Origin of the sequence: Xanthomonas maliensis, from assembly GCF_009192945.1 — a bacterium.
Taxonomy (GTDB): Bacteria; Pseudomonadota; Gammaproteobacteria; order Xanthomonadales; family Xanthomonadaceae; genus Xanthomonas; species Xanthomonas maliensis.
In genome coordinates, this window is record NZ_NSET01000050.1 from 52,265 (window position 1) to 59,174 (window position 6,910).

The following is a 6,910-nucleotide window of genomic DNA, read 5'->3' on the forward strand; positions in this document are numbered from 1 at the left end:
CAGTGCGCGGCGCCATAGGACACCACAGATGCAGACAGCGCCCCTGGAGTTTCGCCTGGCCACCCGCGACGACGCGGAGACCTTGTTGGCGATGATGCGCGCCTTCTATGCCGAAGACCGTCTGGTCTTCGATGCGCCACGCGTACGTCACGCCGTCGAGACGCTGCTGTCCGATCCCCGTCACGGCGAAGCCTTGCTGTGGCTGGACGCGGACGTCCAGGTGGTGGGCTATGCCGTCGTCACCATGGGCTTCAGCCTCGAGCAGGGCGGCGCCTTCGTGTTGCTGGATGAGTTGTATCTGGCGCCGCAGGCGCGAGGCCGTGGGCGCGGCAAGCAAGCGCTGGCGATCGTGGAGCGGCGCGCGCGCGCGCGCGGCGTGAGCCGCCTTCGGCTGGAGGTCAATCACCATAACGAACTGGCACGTCGGCTCTATGTCGCCACTGGCTACATCGATGAGCAGCGCGCCTTGCTGACGTTGCCGCTGGACCACGCCGCCAAGGCAGCGACGGCATGAGCGAGGAGCTGCTGGCGCGACTGCAGCTGCGCGCGCGTCTGAACGCGATGATCCGTGCGTTCTTCGCCGAGCGCGGCGTGCTCGAGGTGGAAACGCCGGTGTTGTCAGCGGCCGGCAACACCGAGCCAAACATCGATAGCTTCAGCACGCACTTCAGTGGCCACGTGACCGCCGGTGCGCCGTTGCGCTGGTTGCGGACCTCACCCGAGTACCCCCTCAAGCGGCTGCTGGCCGCGGGTGTGGGCGATTGCTACGAGTTGGGGCGGGTGTTCCGCAATGGCGAGGCCGGTGGGCGTCACAATCCCGAGTTCAGCATGCTCGAGTGGTACCGGGTGGGCTGGGACGATCGCGCGCTGGGCGAGGAAACCGTGGCGTTGGTGCAGCAGGCATTGGCCCTGGTCGGGCGCCAGGCCAGCGTACAGGTGCTGAGCTACCGCGCGCTGTTCCAGCAGCACCTGGGCCTGGATCCGTTGTTGGCTACCGACGCGCAGTTGCGCGCGCCGCTGCAGGACGTCGCCATCGATCCGCAGGGCCTGCGCCGCGACGACTGGCTGGACCTGCTGATGACCCATCGCATTCAGCCGGCGCTGGCGGCCGATACCTTGACCGTGGTGCACGACTGGCCGGCCAGCCAATGCGCGCTGGCGCGGATCCGCCCCGGCCAGCCGCCGGTGGCGGAGCGCTTCGAGCTGTACCTGGGCAGTTACGAGATCGCCAACGGCTATCACGAACTGAAGGATGCGGCCGAACAGCGCGCGCGTTTCCTGCGCGACAACCAGCTGCGTGCAGCGCGCGGTGCGGCGCAGCTTCCGCTCGACGAACGCTTGCTGCAGGCCTTGCCGCAGTTGCCCGATTGCGCTGGCGTGGCGGTGGGCGTGGATCGCCTGCTGATGGCCTTGCGCGGCACGACACAGATCGCCGACGTGCTGGCCTTCGCGTTCGCCGAGGCCTGACGCGACGCCGGTGTCATCGGCGCCGTATTGCTTTCTTCACATCGATGGTGCTCTCATCGCTGCGTCCACGGGGGGCGCAGCGCGAATCTGTTCGGGTGAGGATTGTCTGCATGAAGTGGCTGATCGGTCTGTATGGTCTGTGGTGGCTACCGCTGCTGACGCCGACCGATGTGCGCGCGCAAGAGCGTGGCAGCGGCGTGGTGCGCTGCGAATCCAAGGATCTGGCACGCGTGCATTGCCCGATGGAGACCCGCGAGGGCGTGCAATTGGTGCGTCAGTTGTCCGAGACCAGCTGCATCCGCGATAGCGAGTGGGGTGTCGAACGCGATGGCGTGTGGGTGGAGCAGGGCTGCCGGGCGGAGTTCGCACCCGCACGGGTGGCGGCCGCGCCGCTGATGCGGCGGGTGGTGCGCTGCGACTCCAACGGCGGTCGGGTGTCGTGCCCGGTGGTGCTGCGTGGCGCGCCGGTGCGTTTGCTGCGTCAGCGTTCGGTCTGGCCGTGCAAGGAAGGGCGGACCTGGGGAGTGGAGCGCAACGAGATCTGGGTGTCGCGTGGCTGCGATGGCGAGTTCGAGGTCGGCGCCGAGGATGGTTCGGGTTTCGTGCAGGTGCCGCGTCCGCTGACCTGCGAATCCAAGTCGCGCGCCCGCCGGATGTGCGGCGTCACCGTCGAGCACGGTGTGCGGATGGCGCGGCAGATTTCCGGCTCGCCCTGCGTGGAGGGTCAGACCTGGGGCTGGAGCCGCGATGGGGTCTGGGTCAACGACGGTTGCCGCGCAGAGTTCATCGTCGACTGACGGGCTGGCGGGCGCGCCTTACAATAGGCGCATGAACGACAGCGCCCAGATCGATTACGCCCGCTACGACCACATCCGTCCGTTACTGTGGACCGGCGATGCCCTGGAACTGCTGGACCAGCGCAAGCTGCCATTTGCCGTGGAGCATCTGCGCTGCGAGAGCAGCGACGCCGTGGCCGAGGCGATCCACGCACTGGCCGTACGCGGCGCACCGGCGATCGGCATCGCCGCCGCTTGGGGCGTGGTGCTGGCCGCGCGCGACGTGCAGGCCGCCGATGGCAGCGAGGCGCTGCAGAAGCTCGAACCGGCCTTGCTGCGGCTCAATGCCGCGCGCCCGACCGCGGTCAACCTGGCGTGGGCGCTGATGCGCATGCGGCGCGTGCTGGCAGCGGCTGCTGCCGACTGGCGTCAGATCCTGGCGCGCGAAGCGCAGGCCATCGCCGACGAGGATCTGGCAGCCAATCGCCACATGGGCGCGTTGGGTGCAGCCTTGATCGCTCCTGGTAGTGGCGTGCTGACGCACTGCAATACCGGCTCGCTGGCCACGGCCGGCTTCGGCACCGCGCTGGGCGTGATCCGTGCCGGCATGGCGCAACAGCGCATCGCCAAGGTCTTCGCCGGCGAAACCCGCCCCTGGCTGCAGGGCGCGCGGCTGACGGTGTGGGAACTGCAGCAGGACGGAATCGACGCCACCCTGATTGCCGATTCGGCCGCCTCGCATCTGATGAAGTCGGGTCTGGTGCAGTGGGTGATCGTTGGTGCCGACCGTATCTGCGCCAATGGCGATACCGCTAACAAGATCGGCACCTACCAGCTGGCGATCGCCGCCCGCCACCATGGCATCAAGTTCATGGTGGTGGCGCCGTCGTCCACGGTGGATATGGCCACTGCCGACGGCGCGCAGATCGAGATCGAGCAGCGGGATCCGGGCGAGTTGTTCGGCGTGGGCGGGGTACGCACCGTCGCCGACGGCATCCATGCCTGGAATCCGGTGTTCGACGTCACCCCGGGCAGCTTGATCGATGCCATCGTCACCGAGCGCGGCGTAATCGAGCATCCCGACCAGGCACGCATGCAAGCCGCCTTTGGCTGAGCGTCTCGTCACAGGGCTGCCCGTGGTCGCTAGCAGCCCGCAAGTGCTTGTTTCTCGGGGGTAAAGCCCCGGCATCGGCGCGCCCCTTCGTGCTACAATCGGACGCTTGAATCGATCGGTGGGAGCGCCGGGTCGGCAGCCTGTCATCAGGTTGCGCCCGTCGCCGCTTTCCGGCTCGCCCGCCACCTCACCTACGGAACCCGAATGGCAGAAACCGCCAAGGAAATCATCCAGGTCAACCTGGAAGACGAGATGCGCAAGAGCTACCTCGATTACGCCATGAGCGTGATCGTGGGACGCGCGCTTCCGGATGCCCGCGATGGCCTCAAGCCGGTGCATCGCCGCGTGCTGTTCGCGATGAACGAGCTGGGGGCGCACAGCAACAAGGCGTACTTCAAGTCGGCGCGTATCGTCGGCGACGTCATCGGTAAATACCATCCGCACGGCGACCAGTCGGTGTACGACACGCTGGTGCGTCTGGCACAGCCGTTCTCGCTGCGCTACATGCTGGTGGATGGCCAGGGTAACTTCGGTTCGGTCGACGGCGATTCGGCGGCGGCCATGCGTTACACCGAGTCGCGCATGGCGCGGCTGGCGCATGAGCTGATGGCCGACATCGAAAAGGAAACAGTCGATTTCCAGCCCAACTACGACGAGAAGGAGCAGGAGCCGACGGTCATGCCGACCCGGTTCCCGAACCTGCTGGTCAACGGCTCGGCCGGTATCGCGGTGGGCATGGCCACCAACATCCCGCCGCATAACCTGACCGAGGCGATCAACGCCTGTATTGCCCTGATCGACACGCCCGAACTGGATGTCGACGGGTTGATGGAATATATCCCGGGCCCGGACTTTCCCACCGCAGGCATCATCAACGGCACCGCCGGCATCGCCGCCGGTTACCGTACCGGGCGCGGTCGCGTGCGTATCCGCGCCAAGGCCGATGTCGAGGTGGCCGACAACGGCCGCGAGGCGATCGTCGTCACCGAGATCCCGTACCAGGTCAACAAGGCGCGTTTGATCGAGAAGATCGCCGAGCTGGTCAAGGAAAAGAAGCTCGAGGGCATCAGCGAGTTGCGCGACGAGTCCGACAAGGACGGCATGCGCATCTACATCGAGATCAAGCGGGGCGACTCGGCCGAGGTGGTGCTCAACAACCTCTACCAGCAGACCCAGATGGAATCGGTGTTCGGCATCAACATGGTGGCGCTGGTCGACGGCCGGCCGCAGTTGATGAACCTCAAGCAGATGCTGGAGTCGTTCCTGCGGCATCGGCGTGAGGTGGTCACCCGTCGCACCATTTTCGAATTGCGCAAGGCGCGTGCCCGCGCGCACGTGCTGGAAGGTCTGACCGTCGCGTTGGCCAACATCGACGAGATGATCGAGCTGATCAAGACGTCGGCCAATCCGGCCGAGGCGCGCGAGCGCATGTTGGCCAAAACCTGGGAGCCGGGCCTGGTCGGCGCGCTGCTGGGCGCGGCCGGGGCCGAAGCCTCCAAGCCGGAAGATCTGTTGCCGGGCCTGGGCCTGGTCAATGGCTTCTATCAGCTCAGCGAAGTGCAGGCCACGCAGATCCTTGAAATGCGCCTGCATCGCCTGACCGGCCTGGAGCAGGAAAAGCTCACCGACGAGTACAAGCAGCTGCTGGAGGTCATCGCCGGGTTGATCCGCATCCTGGAAAACCCCGATGTGCTGTTGCAGGTGATCCGCGACGAGCTGATCAGCATTCGCGAGGAATACGGCGACGAGCGGCGTACCGAGATCCGCCACAGCGAAGAGGATCTGGACATCCTCGACCTGATCGCGCCGGAAGACGTGGTGGTGACGCTGTCGCACGCCGGCTATGCCAAGCGGCAGCCGGTGAGCGCTTATCGCGCGCAACGCCGTGGCGGCCGCGGCCGCTCGGCGGCAGCGACCAAGGAAGAGGATTTCATCGATCAGTTGTGGCTGGTCAACACCCACGACACCCTGCTGACCTTCACCAGCAGTGGCAAGGTGTTCTGGTTGCCGGTGCATCAGTTGCCGGAAGCCGGCTCCAACGCGCGTGGCCGACCGATCATCAACTGGATCCCGCTGGAAGCAGGTGAGCGCGTGCAGGCGGTGCTGCCGGTGCGCGAATACGCCGAGAACTGCTACGTGTTCTTTGCCACTCGCAACGGTACGGTCAAGAAGACCCCGCTGAGCGAGTTCGCCTTCCGTCTGGCGCGCGGCAAGATCGCCATCAACCTCGACGAGGGCGATGCGCTGGTCGGTGTGGCCTTGACCGATGGCGAGCGCGATGTGCTGTTGTTCGCCTCCAACGGCAAGACCGTGCGCTTCGGCGAAGCGACCGTACGCTCGATGGGCCGCACCGCCACCGGCGTGCGCGGTATCCGTTTGGCCAAGGGCGAGGAAGTGGTCAGCCTGATCGTGGCCGACCGTGCTGCCGGCGCGGACGACGACAGCGAGGACGAGGGTGTCGAGGACGTGGTGGAGACGGGCGAGGGCACCGAGGCCGTCGTGGTCGATGCCGACAACGGCGATGTTGCCTACATCCTCACCGCCACCGAGAACGGCTACGGCAAGCGCACCCCGCTGGCCGAATACCCGCGCAAGGGCCGCGGCACCCAGGGCGTGATCGGCATTCAAACCACCGAGCGCAATGGCAAGTTGGTGCGCGCGGTGCTGCTGGGCGCCACCGACGAGGTGTTGCTGATCTCCGACGGCGGCACCTTGGTGCGCACGCGTGGATCGGAGATCTCGCGAGTCGGCCGAAACACCCAGGGCGTTACCCTGATCCGGCTCTCCAAGGGCGAAAAGTTGCAGGCAGTCGAGCGCCTGGACGCCTCGCTGGAAGAGCCCGAGGACGTGGTTGGCGAGACGGGTATCGCCAGCACCATCGACACGCCGCCAGCAGGCGCATGATCGCTGGCAGCAGCATCGCGTGAAGAAAACGCCGGCGCAATGCCGGCGTTTTTTATTGCACGGTTGCATGCCGCAACGCAGTGTTTGCATGCGATATCGGTAAAAGTGCAAGGCGCTTGCGGGCAAAAGGGGGGGCGAGCCGTCGGCGTCAGCATGCCCGCCTCAAAGCTCGGCCAGTCTGAAGTGCTGCGTGCGATGGCGAGGAATCTGGGTTGCTTTTGCGCTCTGCGGCGCGATTCTCATAGTTGGTTGAAGACGCCGAGGGTCAGTGCAGCAGTTGAGCAATGAACTCGAGGAGCGGCAGTCGGCGCTGGTCAAATAGCGTCTCACCGCTGTCAGTCCACCGACGCGTCGAGTGGCATCAGCGCGGCGGTTGCCGTTTGCGGAGGTGCTTTGCGGACTGTGCTCGTAGGGCGCACACGTCATGGCCGTGGCAGAGTTGTTGCCTCGGGGGGGGGGGCTTGGGTGCGGGGGATACTGACCCTGTCTTTTATAACCTTCCCCGGGCCAAGGGGAGGGCTCCCTACTTCGTTTCCCTTCTTCGCTTGAAAAAAAAAAAACAACACGACAGAGTGTAGATCCATACAACGAAGTATACGCAAAAACACCGACTACAACACGATAAACACTTACTGCACACAACACATAC

The 6,910-nt window shown here is 65.7% G+C and carries 5 protein-coding genes; all 5 read left to right on the forward strand.

Translation table 11 applies throughout. The features are described from left to right. The first annotated feature begins 28 nt into the window (after positions 1 to 28). The 5 genes from CKY51_RS15820 (at position 29) to gyrA (ending at position 6,261) form a co-directional block, all read left to right on the forward strand. Positions 29 to 514 carry a GNAT family N-acetyltransferase gene (locus CKY51_RS15820; protein WP_022971060.1) on the forward strand — a complete coding sequence of 162 codons (486 nt, stop codon included), beginning with the start codon at positions 29 to 31 and terminating at the stop codon, positions 512 to 514. Then, positions 511 to 1,467, forward strand: a complete 957-nt coding sequence (epmA, locus tag CKY51_RS15825) for an EF-P lysine aminoacylase EpmA (protein ID WP_022971059.1) — start codon at positions 511 to 513, stop codon at positions 1,465 to 1,467. The genes CKY51_RS15820 and epmA overlap by 4 nt, the downstream gene beginning before the upstream one ends. Positions 1,468 to 1,577: 110 nt before the next feature. Further along, positions 1,578 to 2,264, forward strand: coding sequence for a DUF3011 domain-containing protein (locus tag CKY51_RS15830; RefSeq protein WP_022971058.1), 687 nt, complete (start codon positions 1,578 to 1,580; stop codon positions 2,262 to 2,264). A gap of 31 nt (positions 2,265 to 2,295) precedes the next feature. After that, positions 2,296 to 3,357 carry an S-methyl-5-thioribose-1-phosphate isomerase gene (mtnA, locus tag CKY51_RS15835; protein WP_022971057.1) on the forward strand — a complete coding sequence of 354 codons (1,062 nt, stop codon included), beginning with the start codon at positions 2,296 to 2,298 and terminating at the stop codon, positions 3,355 to 3,357. A gap of 204 nt (positions 3,358 to 3,561) precedes the next feature. After that, positions 3,562 to 6,261, forward strand: coding sequence for a DNA gyrase subunit A (gene gyrA / locus CKY51_RS15840; protein ID WP_152249487.1), 2,700 nt, complete (start codon positions 3,562 to 3,564; stop codon positions 6,259 to 6,261). Positions 6,262 to 6,910 lie beyond the last annotated feature (649 nt).